The organism is Nocardia sp. NPDC001965 (assembly GCF_053594175.1).
Map to the genome: position 1 here is coordinate 24030 of NZ_JBSFDZ010000014.1, position 19446 is coordinate 43475.

A 19446-nucleotide genomic window follows, 5' to 3' on the forward strand; every position below is an offset into this window, starting at 1 on the left:
GGTGTCATGGAGAAAGCTCCGATGATGGTCGAAGTCCGGAATATGACCAAGGCGTACAACGACCTGGTCGTGCTCGACGGGATCGACTTCTCCGTGAGCAAAGGAGAAGTGGTCCTCTTACTGGGTCCTTCGGGAAGCGGTAAGAGCACCCTGCTCCGTACCTTGAACTGCCTCGAGACAATCGAATCGGGCACAGTGCGGGTTTGTGGCGAAATGATCGGATTCACCGACGACGATCGGCGGCGCTCTCTCCCCGAGACGCAGCTCGCGAAACAGCGGCGGCGCACCGGAATGGTGTTCCAGAGTTTCAATCTCTTCCCGATGATGACAGCCCTGGACAATGTCGCCTCCGGACCGCGGCACGTACTGGGCACCCCGAAGGACCTCGCGCGCCGGCAAGCCCGGGAACTGCTCGACCTGGTCGGCCTGGGAGACAAGGGCGACAACTACCCTTCGCAACTGTCCGGCGGACAACAGCAACGTGTCGCCATCGCCCGCGCGCTCGCCATGAAACCCGAAGTCATGCTGTTCGACGAGCCGACATCGGCACTCGACCCCGAAATGGTCAAGGAGGTGCTCGACGTGATGATCCGGCTGCGGGACGAGGGAATGACCATGGTCGTGGTCAGCCATGAAATGGGCTTCGCCAAGGCAGCAGCCGACCGCATCGTCTTCATGAGCGATGGCAAGATCGTCGAAGACGCCGGCCCGGATCAATTCTTCGGCAATCCGCAGAACCCCAGGACCCGGCAGTTTCTGCGCCAAATCCTCTGATCCGGGCCGGAGGTCGTCGTCACGGGATCCAGGCGCGACGTTCAGTCGCTACCGTGACGCGCGGCGACCTTCGGAGGGCTCTGAGCACGCTTCGCCCCGAACGCCGAAGCAGGCCCCCGCTCGCGCTGGACGTGGCACCGCGGCCGCGTGTCGTCCCGGCCCTGAATTGCCAGGGACCGGACCGATACCCGTGCCACCGGACTGCCCCGGGCAGTGCGGCTCCGTCCACCACGCACGTCCAGCACGCCTCACGATTCAGGTTTGTCGTGGTGTCGGCCCATGATTCACGGACAGTGAGCGGCCGCTGTGACGTGCGGTGCGCTTCCATGGGCCCATTCGATTCACAGGCCGAGCCCGGCGCCCGCGTGGAGGTATCGTCCGGGTGAGGTCCCCACGGTCCGGCGGAACGCCGCGAGGAAAGCGCTCGCAGTCGTGTATCCCACGGCGTGGGCGGCCTGGGAGACGGTACGGCCTTCGGCCAGGAGAGGCAGGGCGGCGCGCAGCGCATATGGGTGCGCCAGCGGTCGAAGCTCATACCGGTGTCGCGGACAAACAGCCTGGTCAGTGTTCGTCGGCTCACTCCGATGTCGTGCGCATGTGCTTCGAGGCTGCGGGGGTCGGCGGGGTCGGCGAGCAGCGTGTCGGCCACCGCGCGGACCCGTTCGTCCACGGGGTGGGGGACGTCGATCGGCAGGGTCGGTACGGGGTGCAGCAGGTCCGGCACGAGAGCCTCGGCTCGCTGCCGTGCGTCTTCGGCGAGATCCTGGCGGGCGAGATAGGTGATCAGTTGGGCCAGCAGCGCGCCGACGCCCACCGCGGTGGGCTCGGACCAGTCCGGGGAGCATGCTGCCGGATCGAGGTAGAGGCTGCACAACACTGCCTCGCGGGTGGCGCCGGTTCGGTGCACCACCCCCGCCGGTAACCACAGGGCCCAGGTCGGCGGCAGTACCCAGTAACAGGGCGTCTTACGTGGATGTAATTCGTTGTGCGGCATAGTGTGACCCGTGGTCGTCAGACTTGCTCAGAGACTGGTCCCGATACGTTGTGGGACATCGTGAAACCGTTGCTACCGGAGTTCAGCCCCAGACCGCAGGGCGGCGGGACTGCACTGGTGGACGAACGAGCTGTGTTCACTGCGGTCGTGTTCGTGTTGACCAGCGGTTGCGCGTGGCGGCACCTGCCGCCGTCGTTCGGGGTGAGCGTCCCGACCGCGCATCGACGGTTCATGGTGTGGGCTGATGCCGGCGTATTCGACGCGCTGCACCGAGAGATACTCGACCGGCTCGGAGCAGCCGGCGAGCTCGACTGGAGTGCGGCGATCCTGGACGCAGCGTCCATACGGGCAAAAAAGGGGGATCTCTGACCGGCCGCAGTCCGGTCGATCGCGGGAAGAAAGGCTCGAAACTTCACGTCATCTCCGATGCGAACGGAATACCGCTGTCCACCGGGGTTTCCGCCGGGAACACTCACGACTCGGTGATGCTGCAACCGATGGTCCAGAAGATCGCGCGGGTGCGGTCGCGGCGCGGCCCGCGCCGCGGGAAACCCGCCAAGTTGCGTGCCGATGAGGGCTACGACTTCGACGTTCACCGCCGCTGGCTCCGCGCTCGCGGGATCGTGCCCCGCATCGCCCGTCGTGGGGTCGAGGATCCCACCAGGTTGGGCCGGCACCGGTGGAAGATCGAGCGCACCATCGCATGGTTGACCGGCTACCGGCGTCTCACCATCCGCTACGAACGCCACGGCCATCTCTTCGCAGCATTTCTCCAACTCGCTGCCGCTCTCACCTGCTACAAGAAACTCCCCACGTAAGACACCCTCTTATGCAGACTTCGTCGCCGCCGCCATCGCAGACCTCGACGACTACGTACTGATCGGAGACTCCTTCGGCGCCCAGATCGGGCTCGCATCGGCGGTTCGCCGACCCCAAGGCCTTCGCGGACTGGTGATGTCGGGTGGATTCGCCGCCAACCCCATCACCTCCCCGTTCTGGAACACCGCGATGCGCGCCATGGGCAAGATGCGCGGTGGCGCCTACCAGCACATCGTCCTGCGCGCCCACGCCCAGCGCCTCGCCTCACCGTTCGACCGCGAAGGACAGGTCCGCTGGAGCAAGGCCGAAAGCCGCCGCGTGTTCCGCGAGAGCACCCCCGCGCAGTCCTACGGTGCCCGCATCACCGCCACTCTGGCGGCCGACTACGTCGACAAACTCGACCGCATCACTGTCCCGACCCTGATCCTGACCCCGAACACGACGTCATCGTCGGAGCCGCCCCCGCCAAAGTCATGCTCGACGGCATCCACGATGCCACCGAGGTCGTGCTGGAACGCACCGGCCACATGTTCCGCTTCTCCCACCCAGGCACCTACTCCACCGCAATAGCGACGTTCCTGACCGACCGAGTCGACCACCGAGAGCTCGTCGGTGCAGCCGGCTGAAGAATTCAGATACCTCGCCCTGGCACTGCAACGCGAAGAAGCCCGACTCATCGGCCAGGCAATCAGACCCTCGGCATCTTCACTGCCCAAGGCGAGGTAATCCGAGTCCTACAAACCACCACCCTCTCACCCTCGACGGACTCGCCTCCTCGACCTATTACTGGTGGTGCAAACGCCTGGAACAGCCCTCGGCGCGGCAGGTCGCCGACGAAGTATTGCTCGTCGGCAACGGCCCCCACATGCCGCCGAATCGCATCCGGCAGATCGGTGAGGTCCGGCTGCTGCCGCCCGCCGAATCCCAGCGACAGGGCGGGGTCAGATACGGAGGTAGTTTCCGATGTCCTCGGCGAAGCTGGCCAGGGCCTGCTCGGTAAGGGTGGGACGAGTATCGGCGATCGCGGCGAGATAGTCGTCGGTGCCGGCAGGGACACCGGTACGGTACGTGACCTCGTGTTCGAAGGCGCGCTGTGAACCCTTACGGGCGGCGTACTCGATATCAGCGGGTGTGAACATCTCGCTGGCGGCGACCAGTTCGTCGAAGTCCACGTTCTCGGCCGAAGGCCCGATGTAGAGGCGCCAGATCGCCTCCCGCGCGGCCGGGTCGGGCGGGCCGACCGGGATGAAGTAGTCGAACCGACCCGGACGCAGGAAGGCCGGATCCAAGGTACGCAGCGAATTGGTCGCACAGACGAGCAGGCGATTATCGTGACAGCGGAACGCGGGGATGAGTTTGAGGAGTTCGTTGGTGACCCCATGACCCGGGTCCAGGGCGGTACCGGAGCGGGCGGCAGCGACCTCCTCGACCTCGTCGATGAACAGCAGGACGCTGTCCAGATCGATCAGATCCGCGAAAACCTCACGCAGCGAGGCTGCGAGTGCTCCTTCGGAGCTGGCCGCCAGGCGTGAAGGGAACAGTTCCACGAACGGCCAGCCCAACCGGGAGGCGACCGCTTTGGCGAAGCTGGTCTTACCGGTCCCGGGCGGACCGAAGAGGATGACCGCTTTCGGCGGGCGGACCCCGTAACGCTCTGCCACCTCCGGTTCTGTGAGCGGGAGCACTATACGCTTCTCAATCGTCTCCTTCGGCTCCCACATACCCGCCAGCTGCCCCCACAGGCCGCGCGGCAGGACCCGGCCTCCGAGCTGGGCGAGCAGCCCCGCGTCCCCGGCCCCCACATGTTCCACCTTCTCGTAGTAAACCAGGCCGTCCACCTGGCGATAGCCAGAATTCTCCAGGGCGGCCGTCCCGGTCGACCCAGGAGTAAGGATCGCGCTGATCCGCCGGACACCCCTATCCCGCAGCCGACGCTCGATCTCCGAGATCAGCACACTGCCCAGGCCGCGATTGCGCCACGCACCGGACAGAGCGACGATCAGGATCCAGCCCCGCTCACCCTCCGCCCGAGCCACGGCCATCCCGACCAACTCTTCCCTGACCAGCGCGACCACAGCCGACTGACCGCCCCGGGCGGCGGCTACGACCTCCGAAACCGGGAACACCGGAATGGACAGGTCAGCGTGTCGACCCTGGTCCCACAGCCGGATCGCCTGGTCCAGATCATCGTTATGGAAGTCCCGCAGGTGCCATACGGACACGACTGTCCCCTTTACCTGTCCTGTTCCAGTATGACACCGCGTTGAACGCCTACTTCACGAACGAGTGGGTGGCGAGTGCTCTGATGACACAGGCGGCGAGCGCGCGAGATCCGGCGGTGTTCTCGAGGTTCCCTGTGGCGATCACATGAGGGCGTTCGTGGCGGGGTCTTCCGAGGATGACCAGTGTCCAGATGTGGTTCGGCGGCGCGGGGAGCCGCATCGGCCGAGAGGTCGGGTTGGACGTGGAACCGCGGGGTCGAAGGCCGACCGATGTGCTGGTGACCGTTGCAAGCTGGATACATTGCTGTGCAGGCTATTTCGTAGTAGATGAGCCGTCGCACCAGGCGGCGGTCTACTGGTTCGACGGGCTGCGGACGGTGGTCAGAGCAGGAGGTGGAAGATGTCGAAGGCGACGTTCCATTCGGCGGTCCCGGGGTTCCTATGATTCGGCTCGATCGTGACGAATGTGTGCGCCAGTGCCTCGCTCAAGCCCCCGGCGATCAGCGGAAGTCGCTGCTCGGTCGACTCGGAGAGCGTCATGTCCAACGGCGGCCGGGCTGTCAGTTGATCGAGCACGGACTGTAGTTCGATCTCCTGGTCGAGTTTCTCGAACCGGTGGATGCTCTCCTGCAGTCCCTTGGTGATCGGGAGGTCCCACGGTTCGATCACGTCCCTCAGATTTGCCTTTGCCGACACCTTACCGATGAGGATCAGGTCGTAGATCTTGTCGTCGACGAAATCCGTATAGCGCTTCAGATCGTTCCGGTCGACTTGCAGGCCGGCCGCTGCCCGGAAGAATTGCTGGAATTTCACGGTACCCATTACTGGCATGTCGTCAGCTCCTGTCGAAGTATTCATGGATTCGGCGAACCGCCATCGCGCCTTCGCCGACCGCGGATGCGACCCGCTTCACGGAGCCGCTACGGACATCGCCTGCGGCGAACAGGCCGGGCAGGCTTGTTTCGAGCGTCCTCGGCAACCGGGCACCGGTCCGCTGTGTGCCGTCGCCTCGGGCGGGGACCGCGTCCGTGCCCGTGAGGACGAAGCCGTGGTCATCGAGTGCGATCGTGTCGGCCAACCACCCTGTGTAGGGCGTCGCCCCGATGAAGACGAACAGGGCGCGCACCCGGACAGTGTCCTGCTCCCCCGTGTGATTGTTCTCGACCACGATCTCTTCGAGGTACTTCTCCCCGTGGACCGTACGAATCTCGGTATTTCGGTGCACGGTCACCCGCGGATGGCGCTCGATCTGGTCGACCAGATACCGGGACATACTCTTTCCGAGGTCACTGCCGCGGATGAGCAGGTGAACCCGGGAGACACTGCCCGCGAGAAACACGGTGGCCTGTCCGGCGGAGTTTCCGCCGCCGACGATGGCCACCGGGTCGGTGCCGCACATCCGCGCTTCCTGATGGGTCGCGGCGTAGTACACGCTCGTTCCCTCCAGTGCCTCGATCCCCGGGACCGTCAGCTTGCGGTATCGCGCCCCGGTGGCGAGCACGACGGCCCGGCCGCGAGCCACACCGCCGTCCGCGAGCGGGAGCGCGTGATGCCCGTCCTCGGGCACCAAACCGGTCACCTCCGCTGACACCAGCAGCCGGGCGCCGAACTTCCCGGCCTGGATCACGGCCCGCTCCGCCAATTCGGCGCCGGAGATACCGGCCGGGAAGCCGAGGTAGTTCTCGATCCGGGAGGAGGTACTGGCCTGCCCACCTGCGGCGATCGACTCCAGTGTCACCGTGTTCAACCCGTCCGAAGCGCCGTACACGGAAGCGGCCAGACCGGCCGGTCCCGCCCCCACCACGACGAGGTCGCACACGTCCTGAGTCGCGTCCCGGACCGTGTCCGGAGCCGGCAGCCCGACGATGCGGGCGAGTTCGGCGTTGGCCGGATTCCGCAGCACCTTTTCGCCGTGCCAGATCACGACGGGAGTGTCCTCGGGAGCGACGTCCAGGCTGCGCAGCAACTGCTCGGCCCTTTCGTCCTGCTCCACATCGATCCATCTGTGGGGCAACCGATTTCGCATCGCGAACTCGCGAAGCCGCAGCGTGTCGGGTGAATAGCAGGAGCCGATTATCCGGAACCCGGAACCGAGCCCGATCAGCAGGTGCCGGCGCACCAGGTAGGCGCGCAGGATCAGATCGCTGAGCACGAGATCGTGGGCCACCAGTTCACGGACTCGCTCGGCCGGGACGACGAGTATCTCGCCGTCCTCGATCGCTTCGGCGGTGAAGAAGGCCACCTGGCCTTCCAGCAGCCCGAGCTCACCCAGGAATCGGCCGGGACCGTGCACCCGCAGTATCCGGCGTTGGCTTTTTCCCTCGCCCTCGTCGATGATCGCGACCTTGCCCGAAAGGATCACGAAGAAGTCCTTGCTGAGTTCGCCCTCTCGGATCAGCACCTCGCCGGCGCGTACCGGTCGGCGCGCGCCACCGACTTCGAGCGTCGCGATCTGGTCGTCGGTCAGCCGCGGGAATGCCCCGAGCTCATCGGGAGTCTCGTCATCGACCTGCGGGATGTCGCGGACGGGAGTGGTGTCCTCAGACGATGTTCTGGTCGACATAACACCAGCGCCAATCTTCACCCGGCTCCATCGACTGGACGATCGGATGGCCGATGGTGCGAGCGTGCGCGCTCGCGTGCTTGCCCGGTGAGGAGTCGCAGCAACCGACGTGTCCGCACGTCAGGCACAGCCTCAGATGGACCCACGGGGTGCCGAGGCGAAGGCATTCCTCGCAGCCCTGCGGGGTCCGGGGTACGACGGGTCGGATGGCGGTCACGTGTGGGTCCACAGGTACAGAAGTCATGGCTTCATCTCCTTGCCTGCCTTTTCCGAGAGCGCTCGATCGAGCCAGGTGCGCAGTTGTGATATAGGAGCGGCGCCTGCCTGACGTGCCACAACGTTGCCCTGGTCCATCACGAGCAGAGTCGGTACGGCGCGGACGGTGAACCGTTCGGCGGTCTCGGGCGCAGCATCCACGTCGGTCTTCACCAGCTTGACCCGACCCGCGCGTTCCCGGGCGAGCTGTTCCAGCGCCGGGCTGACCATGCGGCACGGGCCGCACCAGGTCGCCCAGAGGTCGACGAGCACAGGCACCGAAGACTTCTCGGCGATCTCCGCGAAGTCGTCATCTGCTGCCGAGGCGATCCAGGGCAGCGGCTCATGGCAGTTCCCGCAGCGCGGTGTTCCCGCTCCTGCTGCGGGGACCTTGTTCATCTTGCCGCAGTTCGGACATTTCACCGTTTCGGATCCCATGACCGCACCCCTTCTCACGCCGCCGCGACAGCGGGTTCGGCATAGGCGACGGCGAGCTCACCGCCGTCCACCGTGACACGGATGGCGCCTCCCGGTTCGATCTCGCCACGCAACAGCGCGCGACCTATCTTGGTCTCGACCTCGTGAGCGATGTAGCGCCGCAGCGGCCGCGCGCCGTAGACCGGGTCGAAACCGTGTTCGGCGATGAGCCGGCGTGCCTCCGCGGTGATATCCAGGTGTATCTGCCGCTGCGACAACCTGTTCCGAAGATCGATGAGTTGGAGGTCCACGATGTGCTCGATCTGGGGCAGGGTGAGCGGCGTGAACAACACGATGTCGTCGACCCGGTTGAGGAACTCGGGACGGAAGTGACCGCGCAGTTCCCCCAGCACCCGCTCGCGTGCGTCCGGCTTGATCTCGCCGTTGGCTGTGACGCCGTCGAGGAGGTGATGGGATCCGATATTGGAGGTCATGATGATCACGGTGTTGCGGAAATCGACCTGTCTGCCCTGGGAATCGGTGATCCGGCCGTCATCGAGCACCTGCAGCAGGGTATTGAAGACGTCGGCGTGGGCCTTCTCGATCTCGTCGAAGAGCACCACCGAGTACGGCTTGCGGCGCACCGCCTCGGTGAGCTGGCCGCCCTCGTCGTATCCGACGTACCCGGGGGGCGCGCCGATGAGCCTGCTCACCGTGTGCCGCTCCTGGTACTCGCTCATGTCCAGGCGCACCATATTGTCTTCACTGTCGAAGAGGGCACCGGCCAGTGTCTTTGCGAGCTCGGTCTTTCCCACGCCTGTCGGGCCCAGGAAGATGAACGAGCCGATGGGCCGGCGCGGGTCGCGGATACCGGAGCGCGCCCGGATCACCGCGTCTGCGACCAGTTGCACCGCCTCGTCCTGGCCGACGACCCTTTCGTGCAGAATCTCGTCGAGCTTGAGCAGCTTCTCCCGCTCGCCTTCTTGTAGCCGGGCGACGGGGATTCCCGTCCATGCGGCCACGATCTCTGCGATTTCGTCTTCGGTGACGACCTCGCGCAGTAACGGATTGCCGCCCTGCCTGGTGGCCAGCTGTTCCTCTGCCGCCTCGAGCCTGCGTTCCAGCTCGGTGATCTCGCCGTATCGCAGCTCGGCGGCCCGATTGAGGTCGTAGTTGCGCTCCGCTTCCTCGGCTTCGTGACGCAGTCGTTCCAGGTCTCCACGCAGTTCCTGCACCCGCCGGATCGCCTGCCGCTCCGCCTCCCACTGCGCGTGCCGGGCGTCGGCTTCGGCGCGCAGGTCGGCCAGTTCTTTGCGCAGCTCTTCGAGGCGCGCCTTGCTGGCCGCGTCCGCTTCCTTGGACAGCGCGGCCTCTTCGATCTCCAGGCGGGTGACTTTCCGGGTGAGTTCGTCGAGTTCGGCGGGCATCGAGTCGATTTCGGTGCGCAGCCGCGCGCAGGCCTCATCCACCAGGTCGATCGCTTTGTCCGGGAGGAAGCGGTCGGTGATGTACCGGTGCGAGAGGGTCACCGCGCCCACCAGTGCCCCGTCCTGGATCTTCACGCCGTGGAACACCTCGAGGCGTTCCCGGAGACCGCGCAGAATCGAGACCGCGTCCTCGACGGTGGGTTCGTCGACCAGAACGGTCTGGAAGCGGCGCTCCAGGGCCGCGTCGGATTCGATGTGCTTGCGATACTCGTCGAGTGTGGTGGCACCGATCATGTGCAGTTCGCCGCGGGCGAGCATCGGTTTGAGCATATTCCCGGCGTCGAGCGACCCCTCGCCGCCGACCGATCCCGCGCCGACAACGGTATGCAATTCGTCGACGAACAACAGGATGCGGCCCTCGGCCGCCTTGACCTCGGACAGCACCGCCTGTAGTCGCTCCTCGAACTCGCCGCGGTATTTCGCACCGGCTACCAGGGAACCCATATCGAGCGAGAAGATCGTCTTGTCGCGCAGACCCTCGGGCACGTCGCCGCGGACGATCCGCTGGGCGAGGCCCTCGACGATCGCGGTCTTGCCGACGCCGGGGTCGCCGATCAGTACCGGATTGTTTTTTGTCTTCCGGCTCAGGATCTGCGTCACCCTGCGGATTTCGGCATCTCGGCCGATGACCGGATCGAGTTTGCCGGCCCGTCCTTCGGAGACGAGGTCGCGCCCGTACTTCTCCAAGGCCTCGTACGCGCCTTCCGGGGTCGCCGAGGTGACGCGCTGATTGCCACGCACTGCGGTCAAGGCAGCGAGGAACGATTCTCGCGTGACCCCGTGGCTCGCGAGGACCCGCCCGGCCGCACTGGCCGACCCCTCCTCGGAAAGGGCCATCACGAGATGTTCTACCGAGACATAGGAATCCTTGAGTCGCTTCGACTCCCGTTCCGCGGCATCGAGCAGCTTGGCCAGGCGCTGGGTGATTGTCACCTGACCGGGCGTCGCGCCGGGTCCGCTGACCTTCGGCCGGCGCGACAGCTCACGCTCCAGATCGGATCGCAGCGCATCGATGTCCGCGCCGGCCTGCTCGAGCAGTCTGGGGACCAGTCCGCCTTGCTGATCGACCAATGCGAGCAGCAGGTGCTCACCGTCGACCTCGGTGTGGCCCTTTCTTGTCGCTACATTCTGGGCTTCCTGCAGGGCTTCTCGTGACTTCTCGGTCAGGCTGCCGGTGTCCATGGGGGCGTCCTCCTTCTGCGGGAAGCGGCTTCGAGTTCCTCGATTCGATCCAGCAGATCGAGTACGAGCCCGATTGCGGAGTAGTTCAGGCCCAGACCGGTCCGCAGCCGCTGGATACGGGCCGCGTGGGCCACTTCGGATGATTCGAACGACATCTCGCCGCCGGCATCGCGGTGGGCCTCGAGCAATCCGAGAGCGACCAGTTTTCGGGCCAGGTCGGGGTGTATCCCGGTTCGTTCGGCGAAGGCATCCGGCGACAATCCGGTACGGCGAACCAAGACGTATCGGGCGCCCGGGAGTGGAGTGCTCATTTCACTTTCCTCGGATCGAAGTTCGATTCATCGGCCAATTGCTCGAACAGGTCCCGTTCGCGTGCTGTCGGTTTCGACGGCACCATCACCTTGATCTCGGCGTAGAGGTTGCCGGCGGCGCCACGCGGATTGGGCATTCCTTCGCCGCGCAGCCGCAGCTTCCTACCCGTCGACGAACCCGGCACCACTTTGACTTTCGCCTCGCCGCCCGGGGTGGGCACGACGACGGTCGCGCCGAGGACCGCCTCCCAGGGCGATACGGGTAGGTCGACGTAGATGTCGCGGCCCTGCACTCGGAACCGGGGATGTGGCTTGATCCGCACCACGAGGTACAGATCGCCGGGTGGCGCATCACCATTGCCCCGGCCGCCCTGCCCGGCCAGCCGGATTCGCCGGCCGTCCAGAACACCGGCCGGTATGTCGACGTCGTATTGTCGTCCGTCCAGTCGGAGAGTGCGTTTGCCGCCCCGATAAGCCTCTTCCAGGGTCAGTTCCAGTTCCGCTTCCTGGTCCGCACCGGGAATCGGCCCATACCCGCCACCGCCGGTGAACATCTGCCCGAAGAGGTCCTCGAAGTCGACGGGGCCCTGGCCACCGAAACCTCGACCGAAATGCACCCTGCCGCCCCCGCCGCCGTACCCCCCGCCACCGTACCCACCGGCGCTTGCCCGGACCCGTTCGTCGTAGTCCTCGGGCACCCGCCGGAAGTCCTCACCGAATCGGTCGTAGCGTGTGCGGGTGTCCGGGTCGGACAACACCTGGTAAGCCTCGTTCACCTCTTTGAACATGTCCTCTGCAGTGGGGTCCTTGTTCACGTCGGGGTGATACTTGCGTGCCAGCTTGCGGTACGCCTGCTGGATTTCGTCGGTGCCGGCGCCACGTGGGACTCCGAGGACTTCGTAGTAATCGCGCGCCATCGCCGCTCACCCTTCGGGTCGGCTGACGACCACCGCGGCGGGACGCAGCTGCCGCCCGTCCTCGCCGTAGCCCGGGCGCACGACCTCGATCACGGTCCCGGAGGCGAGGTCGGGCCGGTCCACCACACCGACCACTTCGTGGAGTTCCGGGGAGAACGGCACACCGACCTCGTCGTGGCGTTCGAAGCCGAACTGTGACAGCACCTGCACCGCCTGATCTCGGATCGCCTTCACACCTTCGACGACAGCCTGAGGATCACTACCGGCATGGGCCAGCGCGAGCTCCAAATTGTCCAGAACCGGCAGCCACGCCGCGGAAACCTTCGCCACCTCGGCAGCGCGTTCCCGGCCCAGATCCTTGGCGTAGCGTTTGCGCAGGTTGTCCAGGTCGGCGAGGGCCCTGCGCCAGCGGTCTTCGAGTTGAGCCGACTCGGCCTCCGTACCGGTGTGATCGGGCGGCGTCTCGGCCTGGTCACGGTCGGTACCGTCGGTCGCGGGCTCGGTCGTCGAACGATCTGCAGACCCTTCCATCGCGTGCCTCAGCTCCGGTCGAATTCGGCGTCGATCACGTCGTCGTCCTCCGACGACGAGGTGTCTCCGCTGTCTGCCCGGTGTCCGTCGCCGCCTGCGTGGACCGGTGCGAGCCCGTACAGCAACTGCTGCAACTCCGAGGTGAGTGGCGCCACCTCCGCCGGTGAAGCACCGTCGTTCACAGCTTTCCTGGCGTCGGCGATCAGCATCTCGGCGCGCGCCTTGTCGTGCGGTGGAGCACTGTCACCGAGTTCGGCGAGTCGCCGTTCCACCTGATAGGCCACCGAATCGAGCGCGTTGCGCGCATCCACCGCCTTCCGCAGCGCCTCGTCCTCACTCCGGTTCCGTTCGGCCTCGGCCAGCATGCGCTCGACCTCGCCCTGACCCAGATTTCCCTGCTCACTGATCGTGATGCTCTGTTCCTTGCCGGTGTCCTTGTCGCGGGCGGTGACGTTGAGGATGCCGTTGGCGTCGATATCGAAAGTGACTTCGACCTGGGCCTCGCCCCGCGGAGCAGGGCGGATGTCTTCCAGCCGGAACCGGCCCAACACCCGATTGTCAGCGGCTCGTTCACGTTCGCCCTGCAGCACCACGACATCCACTGCCGACTGGTTGTCTTCCGCGGTGGAGAACACCTCACTGCGCCGGGCCGGGATCGTCGTGTTGCGCTCGATGATCTTGGTCATCACCCCACCCTGGGTTTCGACGCCGAGGGACAACGGGGTGACATCGAGCAGCAGCACATCGGAGACTTCGCCCTTGAGCACGCCCGCCTGGACCGCGGCGCCGAGCGCCACGACCTCGTCGGGGTTGACGCTCATATTGGGGTCCTTGCCGCCGGTGAGCCGGCGCACCAGCGCCTGCACCGCCGGAATACGTGTCGAACCACCGACCAGGATCACCTCGTCGATATCGTTGGCGGTGACCTTGGCGTCACTCATCGCCTGTTTCACCGGTCCGAGGCAGCGTTCCACCAGATCGGCCGTCAGATCCTCGAACTTCGAGCGCATGATCGTCGTGGTGAGATGCTTGGGGCCGTTCGCGTCAGCGGTTACGAAAGGCAAATTGACCTGGGCCTGACTCACCGAGGACAATTCCACCTTGGCCTTTTCCGCCGCCTCGAACAGGCGCTGCAACGCTTGCGGGTCCTTGCGCAGATCGATATTCTCCGCACTCTGGAATTCATCGGCGAGGTAGTCCACCAGCCGTCGATCGAAATCGTCGCCGCCGAGGTGGGAGTCACCAGCCGTGGAACGCACCTCGACCACTCCCTCGCCGACATCGAGCAGGCTCACATCGAACGTGCCGCCGCCGAGGTCGAAGACCAGTACGGTCTCATGGGTCTGCTTGTCCATGCCGTACGCCAGTGCCGCGGCGGTCGGCTCATTGATGATGCGCAGGACTTCCAGGCCTGCGATGCGGCCGGCATCCTTGGTGGCGTTGCGCTGCGCGTCGTTGAAATAGGCGGGAACGGTGATGACCACCTCCTTGACCTTCTCACCGAGGAACTTGCTCGCGTCGTCGACGAGCTTGCGCAGAACCAGGGCACTGATCTCCTCCGGCGCGTATTTCTTACCCCGCACATCGAATCGCGCCTCACCGTTGTCCCCCGGCACGACGTCGAAACTCACCGCCTTGGCCTCCTCGGAGATCTCGTCGAAATGACGTCCGATGAAGCGTTTCGCCGAGTAGATCGTGCCCTTCGGATTCAAGATCGCCTGCCGACGGGCGAGCTGACCCACCAGGCGCTCGCCGCTCTCGGTGAACGCCACCACCGACGGCGTCGTCCGAGCTCCCTCGACATTGGAGATCACCACCGCCTCGCCGGCTTGCCAGCTCGCGATGACAGAGTTGGTGGTGCCCAGGTCGATGCCTACTGCAGTTGCCATGACTCATTCCCTTCGATCGGTCCGGCCGGCGAGCAGGCGGACGGCCTCGTCCGCGGCGTCGACGTCGGCGAGGACCTCGTAGTGACGTGGTTGTAATGACTGGATCGAGGTGAAGTCGCGCCGGCCGCCCTGCAGCGCATACATGAGCAGGCCGAGCAGAGCTCCGTCCGACGATGGCTGGTTTGTTCACCGCGAAATGCTGGTTTGTTCACCGCGAAATGCTGGACGGAGAGATAGTCGACAGCGCTTTCGGCGTCAGCGTAAGAGCCGAACGTTGCCACTACCCGACGTGCCGGCCGGCTCGGATTCACCGCGGAGGCACCGCCACTGGACTCTGACATCACGCCCCCTCGGCGGCGATGATTCCAGGTTTACCGAGCCGCACCTGTACCGGTTCGGCTCCGGTCGGTCAACGGGTTGAACTCACGCACGGCTCAACCGCATCAGTTCTTCATCCGCCTGGGCATACGACGAAACGGGAGTCGGTGACGGCCGGACCGTACTACCGGCACGGCTGCAGGCCGACCACTCGATCGGCTCGCATCCACGGGCTCAACGCATCAGCCGCTACATCGTGCTTTCGCGAGCAGGACTCCCGATACACGAAATTATCGCAGCCGACGCATCATGTGTCGACCGCCGCAGCACATTCGTTCGCCGAACCGTTGCTACTCCGCCGCAGCTTCGAGCTACCCGAGAACACGCCCGGTTCGTCGGCGCCCGCGGGTGACCTCCGCGACATCGCCCTGTCGACGCAGCTCACGGTTCACATCGCCGCCACGGCCGCCGCGGCGACGGCCTTGTCCTGCTCCCCGGTGCCGCCGCTGACGCCGACCGCCCCGACGACCTGGCCGTTGTGCCGCAGCGGGACACCGCCGGCGAAGATCATGATGCGCCCCCCGTTGGAGGCGTGTATCCCGTAGAACTGCTCACCCGGACCCGCATCGGCCGCAAGCTCTTCGGTCGAGATGTCCAGCGCTCGCGCAGTGAATGCCTTGTTTATCGAAATGTCGATGCTCGCGATCCAGGCGCCGTCCATCCGCACATGGGCTACGAGGTTGCCGCCGGCATCGACCACCGCGATATTCGACGGCGACTCGATCTCGGCGGCTTTGGCCCGGCCGGCGGCAATCACCCGCTGCGCATCGTCGAGGGACACCGACCCCTGGTTCACTGTCATGACGCACCCGCCCCGGTCTTCGCGAACTGCTCGACGACGGTCTGACAGAACGTGAGGAGGTCGTCGAACGGCAGGCCCGAGATCAGGTTGCCGTCGACCACGATTTCTCCGCCGAGGCAATCGGCCCGGGCGCTGCTCGGGTCGGGTGTACGGATTTCGCCCCGCTGCGAAGACCACAACTCTGTATACCCAACGGTTTGTCGCACCGGGTCGCGGGGTCGCCCGAGTTCGACGCCTTCGATCATGTCAGTAGCCAGTGCCGCGATCGGCGTGCCGTGTAGTGCCGTTGTCATCGTTGTGCTCCTCTCGGTCAGGGCCGCCTCACGGATGCAGTACGACTTTGGTCCATCCGTCGTCGCGGGCATCGAAATGCTGGTAGCCGACCTCGGCCTCGGCCAGCGGGAGCTCATGAGAGATGATCCAGGACGGTGTGGCCCGGCCCTGGTGGATCAGGTCACGCAGCTGCCGGTTGTAATGCTTGACGTTGGCCTGCCCGGTGCCGACCTTCTGCCCCTTGAACCAGAATTTCCCCATGTCGAAGGCGATCTTGCCGTCGCGTTCGAGTTCGTCGGGGGCGTTGCGGTCCTGAGGCAGGAAAATACCGACCACGCCGATATGTCCGGTGAAACGCACCGAGTCGACGAGCCGGTTCATCGTCATCGCGGCGTCCTCGTGACCTTGCGGATCGTGCGCCTGATACCCGACGCACTCACAACCCTTATCGGCGCCGCGCCCGCCTGTCATATCGAGGACCTGCTCGACCGGGTCACCGATGGAATCGTCGATGGGTGTGACCCCGACCTGCTCGGCGAGCCGCAACCGGTCGGGATGACGATCGACGATCATCACCTGGCTCGCGCCCTGGATCATCGCCGAGTACGCCGCCATCAGACCGACCGGCCCGGCCCCGTAGACCACCATCGAATCCCCGGGCTGCATATCGGCCAGGCGGGTGCAGTGCCAACCGGTGGGGAAGATATCGGAAAGCATCACATAGTCGGCTTCCTTGTCCTCGGCGTCCTCGGGCAGTCGCAGACAGTTGAAATCACCGAACGGCACCCGCAGATACTCCGCTTGCCCGCCCCAGAACGGCCCCATCCCGGCAAAACCGAACGCGGCACCGGCCATCTTCGGATCCGGATGCACTGTCAGGCAGAACGCGGTCAACCCCTCCTCGCAGTTGCGGCAGAAACCGCAACCGATGTTGAACGGTAGACACACCCGGTCCCCGGTGCTGACCTTGACCACCGCATCGCCCACCTCTGCGACGATCCCCAAATTTTCGTGACCGAGAACCATCCCGGGCTCCAGATCGGTGCGGCCCTCGTACATATGTAGATCCGACCCGCAAATGTTGGTGCTGGTGATCTTTACCAGCACATCGGTCGGCTGCTCGATTCTCGCATCGGGCACATCTTTCACGTGAACCTCACGTGGCCCGTCGTACACAAGCGCTTTCATCTCGACACTCCCTGACATGCGGCGTTTCCGGATGATGCCCGGCCAAGCCACCACAGGCGATTACACGTGAGCGACCGACCGAATGAATCTGTCTGCCGGGGCAGACGACGCGACAGCGCATAGAACGCGACACGGCACAGAACCTGAAGCCGACACCGAAGTGGCCACCAACTGTTGCGCGTTACGGGCGACCAACAGCGGGCGCACTCCAGGCGTCGCATTCGCTCCACCTTGGAGTCTCCTCTTCCGGCTCCGCGATCGCCAGAGGTGGAATCGGGTTTCATTGATTTGTGGGCTCGGGCGGTTCCTTCCCTTACCCGGTCTGAGAGAGATGCTGCTACACGTGTCCTCCTATCGGACACCTCCGGACCGTGCTGCGCCTGGTTGTCCATGTGATTTCGGCGTCGTTCATCGGCGAAATCGGACGTCGTGTGTGTCAGTGCAGCCGTGATCGTGACGATGAACAGTGAAAGCAACGCATTTCGTCAGACCTGACGAATGCAGGACCGGGCGCCGACGGCTCGGACTCCGACACCACTGCTCAGCATCATGAGCCGAACCGACGACAGCATCCGCGTCTGCACACTTCCGCGAGGAACGTGCGCCGACGCAGTCAGACTCGGCAACTCACCCTCCGTAGGTTACCGCGACCCCCTCATCTTCTGATCCCACTCCCTCCTTCAGAACCTGAAGCGTCCAACGACACGCCTGGCGGTTCCGAAGTGGATTCCGCGCGGGTCGGTCACGAATGGGTCACCTCTGTATAGTCCCGAAACATATGGCCCCTGCTCGTGCAGGGGTGGCGCCCATTCGGGGTCGGCGAGAATCGCAACCCATCGGCGCCGGCCGTACACGGCCGACCGGTACGACGGTGGCAGCGCCCCTTCGGAGTCAGCGAGGATCACAACACACGAAACGCTGTCCACTCGCGTGATCACGCTAGTCCTCGGCCAGCAACTGCTCGATCCGTTGGACGCAGAACGCAGTCACATCGATTTCCGGCGGCAGCTGTAGTCGGTGCACCATCCGCAGCAACGGGATGCTGGGCAAGACAGCCGCCAGGATTTCGTTGTAGCGCAGGTTGCAGACCGTCATCCCGCTGCGTTCCTCGTAGCGCGCGATGGTCTCCTGCCGGGTGGGCGTTCCCGGAAGTCGTTCGGTGTCCTGGAATTCCGAGCACGCCCAATCCAGGAACAGCATCCAGGCGAGGTCGGCCTCGTGGTCGCCGATGTAGGCGATCTCCCAGTCGAGCACGCCGGTGACCCGGAATTCGGTGTCGTAGAGGATGTTCGACATGCGGGCGTCGCCCCAGCACAGCGTCACGTACTCGGGTTCGTACAGATCGGCGCGCAGCCAGTCCACGGCCCGGCGCAGGGCGGGCGCGAAGGCGGCACCAACAGCTCGAACAACACCATGCAGCGGCCACCCGGCGGCTACTGCCGGGACCCCACCGGTTCGACGAACTCGCCGTCCATTACCCGGGACCATGCACATCGCCGCCGTCAACCACCGGCTCGGACACCCGCGGAGCCGGCACCCCGCCTGCCACGCCCCGATACCGTGCGGGCGGTATTGCCCGCCGTCACCGCCGCTTCGCCACAGACCCTAGGTCACCGTACGTTCGGGGTGTTGTGGTGGTTTCCGGGCCGGACCCGCTGCCTCGAGGGCGGCATGGACCGCCGCGCGGGTCCGGGCGGCGACAACTTCGGGCGCGGTGGCGTCGAATTTTCCATCGAGATACAGGAAGGCCAGACCGAGCACCAGTGCCCAGACGGCATCGGTCATGGCGTCGGGTTCGACCCTGATCGAAAAGGTCCCGTCGCTCCAACTTTCGACCATCGATCAGGTGCCAGAGCGAAGGCGAGCCGCACAGCCTCGAAACACATTCCAGCGCGCCGAGACTTCCGCAACGCGATCTCGATGTTCGACTTCATCGCCGAGGATTCGTGACGACAGTTACCCCTGGTCGATCGTTCGCACTAGGTGAGCATCATGAGTTGGGCGCAACCATCTCCTGCCGCCGGCGCGCCAGCGGACAAAGCACAGCTCTACAGGGCATTGGAGCTAGAGGCGAGGTTCCATCATGTGGAACAGAAAGCAATCGTCGGTGCGATCCTCTGTGGGGTCAGCACTGATGTCCGGGGGCGAGTCGACCACTACGCCCACGCGCTCACCAGGCAACGCCTCCTGTATATCGAGTAATGGACGCGAGTGCGACCGCCCTGCTGCGCGACCGGACTCAGCGCCCTGCCCGGGAGGCCGCGGATGGCCACCGGCCCGGTCCCAGCAGACGATCCCCGGCCACCGTTTCCGAGATCAGGCCTCGGCTGCCGTCCTCGCGGTCCAACCAACTCCTCGTCGAATTCGCGGCGCGCGGCGCGGGCCTGCTCGTACTCACCCTTGGGAATCGACCACGCCCCGCATCCTTACGCGCCCACAGGGCC

At 65.3% G+C, this 19446-nt stretch carries 20 protein-coding genes and 1 pseudogene; 4 read left to right on the forward strand and 17 right to left on the reverse strand.

Annotated elements, in window-relative coordinates; all coding sequences use genetic code 11:
* The first annotated feature begins 24 nt into the window (after positions 1-24).
* Entirely contained in the window at positions 25-774 is a 750-nt protein-coding gene (locus ACWCPQ_RS20345; protein ID WP_449901252.1) for an amino acid ABC transporter ATP-binding protein, read from the forward strand.
* Positions 775-1115: 341 nt separating this feature from the next.
* On the opposite strand, the gene ACWCPQ_RS20350 is transcribed toward ACWCPQ_RS20345, so the two are convergent.
* Positions 1116-1295, reverse strand: a complete 180-nt coding sequence (locus ACWCPQ_RS20350; RefSeq protein WP_449901254.1) for a helix-turn-helix domain-containing protein — start codon at positions 1293-1295, stop codon at positions 1116-1118.
* 74 nt (positions 1296-1369) lie between these two features.
* Here ACWCPQ_RS20350 and ACWCPQ_RS20355 point away from each other — a divergent pair, with 74 nt between their 5' ends.
* From ACWCPQ_RS20355 to ACWCPQ_RS20365, 3 genes are all read left to right on the forward strand, one after another.
* On the forward strand, positions 1370-1696 hold the full coding sequence (locus ACWCPQ_RS20355) for a hypothetical protein (protein WP_449901265.1): 327 nt from the start codon (positions 1370-1372) through the stop codon (positions 1694-1696).
* Positions 1697-1816: 120 nt separating this feature from the next.
* Positions 1817-2586, forward strand: a protein-coding gene (locus tag ACWCPQ_RS20360) for an IS5 family transposase (RefSeq protein WP_449901039.1) whose coding sequence is annotated in 2 segments (ribosomal slippage) — positions 1817-2125 and positions 2128-2586 — 768 coding nt in all. Because the reading frame shifts where the segments join, the coding sequence is not laid out codon by codon here.
* 136 nt (positions 2587-2722) lie between these two features.
* Positions 2723-3157 carry a hypothetical protein gene (locus ACWCPQ_RS20365; RefSeq protein WP_449901041.1) on the forward strand — a complete coding sequence of 145 codons (435 nt, stop codon included), beginning with the start codon at positions 2723-2725 and terminating at the stop codon, positions 3155-3157.
* Between the two features lie 371 nt (positions 3158-3528).
* Here the strand turns inward: ACWCPQ_RS20365 and ACWCPQ_RS20370 are convergent, their stop codons facing one another.
* The 16 genes and pseudogenes from ACWCPQ_RS20370 to ACWCPQ_RS20445 all read right to left on the reverse strand — a co-directional run bounded on the left by ACWCPQ_RS20370 (position 3529) and on the right by ACWCPQ_RS20445 (position 18841).
* A complete protein-coding gene (locus tag ACWCPQ_RS20370; RefSeq protein WP_449901043.1) occupies positions 3529-4809 on the reverse strand; it encodes an ATP-binding protein in 1281 nt (426 codons plus the stop codon).
* A 381-nt stretch (positions 4810-5190) separates the two neighbouring features.
* Positions 5191-5631, reverse strand: a complete 441-nt coding sequence (locus tag ACWCPQ_RS20375) for a DUF1931 family protein (RefSeq protein ID WP_449901256.1) — start codon at positions 5629-5631, stop codon at positions 5191-5193.
* Positions 5632-5644: 13 nt separating this feature from the next.
* Positions 5645-7372, reverse strand: a complete 1728-nt coding sequence (locus ACWCPQ_RS20380) for an FAD-dependent oxidoreductase (RefSeq protein ID WP_449901045.1) — start codon at positions 7370-7372, stop codon at positions 5645-5647.
* Complete coding sequence (locus ACWCPQ_RS20385; RefSeq protein ID WP_449901046.1) at positions 7350-7616, reverse strand: UBP-type zinc finger domain-containing protein; 267 nt, start codon at positions 7614-7616, stop codon at positions 7350-7352. The genes ACWCPQ_RS20380 and ACWCPQ_RS20385 overlap by 23 nt, the downstream gene beginning before the upstream one ends.
* Complete coding sequence (gene trxA / locus ACWCPQ_RS20390) at positions 7613-8065, reverse strand: thioredoxin (RefSeq protein ID WP_449901047.1); 453 nt, start codon at positions 8063-8065, stop codon at positions 7613-7615. The genes ACWCPQ_RS20385 and trxA overlap by 4 nt, the downstream gene beginning before the upstream one ends.
* A 14-nt stretch (positions 8066-8079) precedes the next feature.
* Positions 8080-10713, reverse strand: a complete 2634-nt coding sequence (clpB, locus tag ACWCPQ_RS20395; protein ID WP_449901049.1) for an ATP-dependent chaperone ClpB — start codon at positions 10711-10713, stop codon at positions 8080-8082.
* Positions 10695-11024 (reverse strand): chaperone modulator CbpM, encoded by a 330-nt coding sequence (locus ACWCPQ_RS20400; protein WP_449901051.1) that lies wholly within the window; start codon positions 11022-11024, stop codon positions 10695-10697. Before ACWCPQ_RS20400 ends, clpB begins: the two co-directional genes overlap by 19 nt.
* The gene (locus ACWCPQ_RS20405; protein WP_449901053.1) at positions 11021-11941 is read right to left on the reverse strand and encodes a DnaJ C-terminal domain-containing protein; all 921 of its coding nucleotides are present in this window, start codon (positions 11939-11941) and stop codon (positions 11021-11023) included. Before ACWCPQ_RS20405 ends, ACWCPQ_RS20400 begins: the two co-directional genes overlap by 4 nt.
* Before the next feature lie 6 nt (positions 11942-11947).
* Positions 11948-12472, reverse strand: coding sequence for a nucleotide exchange factor GrpE (locus ACWCPQ_RS20410; protein ID WP_449901054.1), 525 nt, complete (start codon positions 12470-12472; stop codon positions 11948-11950).
* Between the two features lie 8 nt (positions 12473-12480).
* Positions 12481-14361 carry a molecular chaperone DnaK gene (gene dnaK, locus ACWCPQ_RS20415; RefSeq protein WP_449901056.1) on the reverse strand — a complete coding sequence of 627 codons (1881 nt, stop codon included), beginning with the start codon at positions 14359-14361 and terminating at the stop codon, positions 12481-12483.
* A gap of 3 nt (positions 14362-14364) precedes the next feature.
* Positions 14365-14702: pseudogene (locus ACWCPQ_RS20420) on the reverse strand (hypothetical protein).
* A gap of 425 nt (positions 14703-15127) precedes the next feature.
* A complete protein-coding gene (locus tag ACWCPQ_RS20425) occupies positions 15128-15541 on the reverse strand; it encodes a GlcG/HbpS family heme-binding protein (RefSeq protein ID WP_449901058.1) in 414 nt (137 codons plus the stop codon).
* Complete coding sequence (locus ACWCPQ_RS20430) at positions 15538-15834, reverse strand: hypothetical protein (protein ID WP_449901060.1); 297 nt, start codon at positions 15832-15834, stop codon at positions 15538-15540. The genes ACWCPQ_RS20425 and ACWCPQ_RS20430 overlap by 4 nt, the downstream gene beginning before the upstream one ends.
* Positions 15835-15862: 28 nt before the next feature.
* The gene (locus ACWCPQ_RS20435; RefSeq protein WP_449901062.1) at positions 15863-17002 is read right to left on the reverse strand and encodes a glutathione-independent formaldehyde dehydrogenase; all 1140 of its coding nucleotides are present in this window, start codon (positions 17000-17002) and stop codon (positions 15863-15865) included.
* A 939-nt stretch (positions 17003-17941) separates the two neighbouring features.
* Positions 17942-18496, reverse strand: a complete 555-nt coding sequence (locus tag ACWCPQ_RS20440; RefSeq protein ID WP_449901064.1) for a phosphotransferase — start codon at positions 18494-18496, stop codon at positions 17942-17944.
* 111 nt (positions 18497-18607) lie between these two features.
* Positions 18608-18841, reverse strand: coding sequence for a hypothetical protein (locus ACWCPQ_RS20445; RefSeq protein ID WP_449901067.1), 234 nt, complete (start codon positions 18839-18841; stop codon positions 18608-18610).
* Between the last annotated feature and the right edge of the window lie 605 nt (positions 18842-19446).

Bases quoted from the DNA above. Each gene is read 5' to 3' on its own strand.
- ACWCPQ_RS20400 (WP_449901051.1), bottom strand. From the start codon at position 11,024: ATGAGCACTCCACTCCCGGGCGCCCGATACGTCTTGGTTCGCCGTACC.
- ACWCPQ_RS20410 (WP_449901054.1), bottom strand. From the start codon at position 12,472: ATGGAAGGGTCTGCAGATCGTTCGACGACCGAGCCCGCGACCGACGGT.
- ACWCPQ_RS20435 (WP_449901062.1), bottom strand. From the start codon at position 17,002: ATGAAAGCGCTTGTGTACGACGGGCCACGTGAGGTTCACGTGAAAGAT.
- trxA (WP_449901047.1), bottom strand. From the start codon at position 8,065: ATGGGATCCGAAACGGTGAAATGTCCGAACTGCGGCAAGATGAACAAG.
- clpB (WP_449901049.1), bottom strand. From the start codon at position 10,713: ATGGACACCGGCAGCCTGACCGAGAAGTCACGAGAAGCCCTGCAGGAA.
- ACWCPQ_RS20355 (WP_449901265.1), top strand. From the start codon at position 1,370: ATGTGCTTCGAGGCTGCGGGGGTCGGCGGGGTCGGCGAGCAGCGTGTC.
- ACWCPQ_RS20345 (WP_449901252.1), top strand. From the start codon at position 25: ATGGTCGAAGTCCGGAATATGACCAAGGCGTACAACGACCTGGTCGTG.
- dnaK (WP_449901056.1), bottom strand. From the start codon at position 14,361: ATGGCAACTGCAGTAGGCATCGACCTGGGCACCACCAACTCTGTCATC.
- ACWCPQ_RS20365 (WP_449901041.1), top strand. From the start codon at position 2,723: ATGTCGGGTGGATTCGCCGCCAACCCCATCACCTCCCCGTTCTGGAAC.
- ACWCPQ_RS20445 (WP_449901067.1), bottom strand. From the start codon at position 18,841: ATGGTCGAAAGTTGGAGCGACGGGACCTTTTCGATCAGGGTCGAACCC.
- ACWCPQ_RS20440 (WP_449901064.1), bottom strand. From the start codon at position 18,496: ATGTGCATGGTCCCGGGTAATGGACGGCGAGTTCGTCGAACCGGTGGG.
- ACWCPQ_RS20430 (WP_449901060.1), bottom strand. From the start codon at position 15,834: ATGACAACGGCACTACACGGCACGCCGATCGCGGCACTGGCTACTGAC.
- ACWCPQ_RS20375 (WP_449901256.1), bottom strand. From the start codon at position 5,631: ATGGGTACCGTGAAATTCCAGCAATTCTTCCGGGCAGCGGCCGGCCTG.
- ACWCPQ_RS20380 (WP_449901045.1), bottom strand. From the start codon at position 7,372: ATGTCGACCAGAACATCGTCTGAGGACACCACTCCCGTCCGCGACATC.
- ACWCPQ_RS20425 (WP_449901058.1), bottom strand. From the start codon at position 15,541: ATGACAGTGAACCAGGGGTCGGTGTCCCTCGACGATGCGCAGCGGGTG.
- ACWCPQ_RS20385 (WP_449901046.1), bottom strand. From the start codon at position 7,616: ATGACTTCTGTACCTGTGGACCCACACGTGACCGCCATCCGACCCGTC.
- ACWCPQ_RS20405 (WP_449901053.1), bottom strand. From the start codon at position 11,941: ATGGCGCGCGATTACTACGAAGTCCTCGGAGTCCCACGTGGCGCCGGC.